The 1,082-nt window shown below is 43.1% G+C and carries 1 protein-coding gene; it reads left to right on the top strand.

Annotated elements, in window-relative coordinates:
• Positions 1-69: 69 nt before the first annotated feature.
• A protein-coding gene (locus F9Y84_RS21825; protein WP_168756801.1) for an IS3 family transposase occupies positions 70-1,082 on the top strand; the annotation gives its coding sequence in 2 pieces (ribosomal slippage) (positions 70-319 and positions 319-1,082; 1,014 coding nt annotated over the 2 pieces). This gene is flagged as partial in the annotation.

Genomic DNA, 1,082 nt, shown 5'->3' with positions numbered 1-1,082 from the left:
TGTCCACTTCCCTTAACATGAGACATGTTTAATTAGAGTTTTCTGTAATACCACAAACAGGAGACAACGATGAAAAAGTCACGTTTTACAGAATCTCAGATCATAGCTGTGCTCAAAGAAACCGATGCGGGTATGAAGGTTGAAGAAGTGTGCCGCAAGCATGGGATCAGTAGCGCCACTTACTACAACTGGAAAGCTAAATATGGCGGTATGGAAGCGTCAGATGTTAAGCGCCTGAAAGAGCTCGAAGAAGAGAATGCCAAGCTTAAAAAGATGTACGCAGATGTCAGTTTGGAAAATCATGCGATAAAGGAGTTATTCGCAAAAAAGGGTTGGTGACAGCGCAAAAGCGAAGTTGCGCCAGCACACTGGTTCAAGCGGGTATAAGTATTTTAAAAGCGTGCAAGTTTGTCGGTATTGGTCGCGCTACCTACTACCGCCCAGAACGAGACTGGCGAAAGGCTGACGCAGCTGTCATTGATGCCATCAATGCAGAATTAAAAAAGTCCCCCAGAGCTGGATTCTGGAAATGCTATGGGCGTCTTCGTTTTAAAGGTTATCCGTTTAACCATAAACGCGTTTATCGGGTGTATTGCCAAATGGGTTTGAACTTAAAGCGTAGAGTGAAACGCGTGTTGCCAAAACGAGTTGCACAGCCATTAGATGTTGTCGCTCAAGCTAATCATCAGTGGGCCTTAGATTTTATGCATGATTCTTTATACTGCGGAAAACGATTCAGAACGCTCAATATTGTTGATGAAAGCACTCGAGAGTGCTTAGCGATTGAAGTAGATACCTCATTACCAGCAGAACGAGTTGTTCGAACGCTTGAACAATTGAAAGCAGAACGCGGTTTACCGAAACAAATTCGAGTAGATAACGGGCCTGAATTAATCTCAGCACGTTTAACTGATTGGTGCGAAGCGCATAACATCGAATTAGTTTATATCCAGCCAGGGAAGCCACAGCAAAACGGGTTTGTTGAGCGGTTTAATGGCTCATTTAGACGAGAATTTTTAGATGCTTACTTGTTTGAAAGTATCAATCAAGTAAAAGAAATGGTGTGGTTCTGGCGATTAGAT

The sequence above is a fragment of the Pseudoalteromonas peptidolytica genome (assembly GCF_012641745.1).
Lineage (GTDB): Bacteria > Pseudomonadota > Gammaproteobacteria > Enterobacterales > Alteromonadaceae > Pseudoalteromonas > Pseudoalteromonas peptidolytica.
The sequence above is the reverse complement of the archived record's forward strand: the minus strand, read 5'-3'. Positions and strand labels throughout refer to the sequence as shown.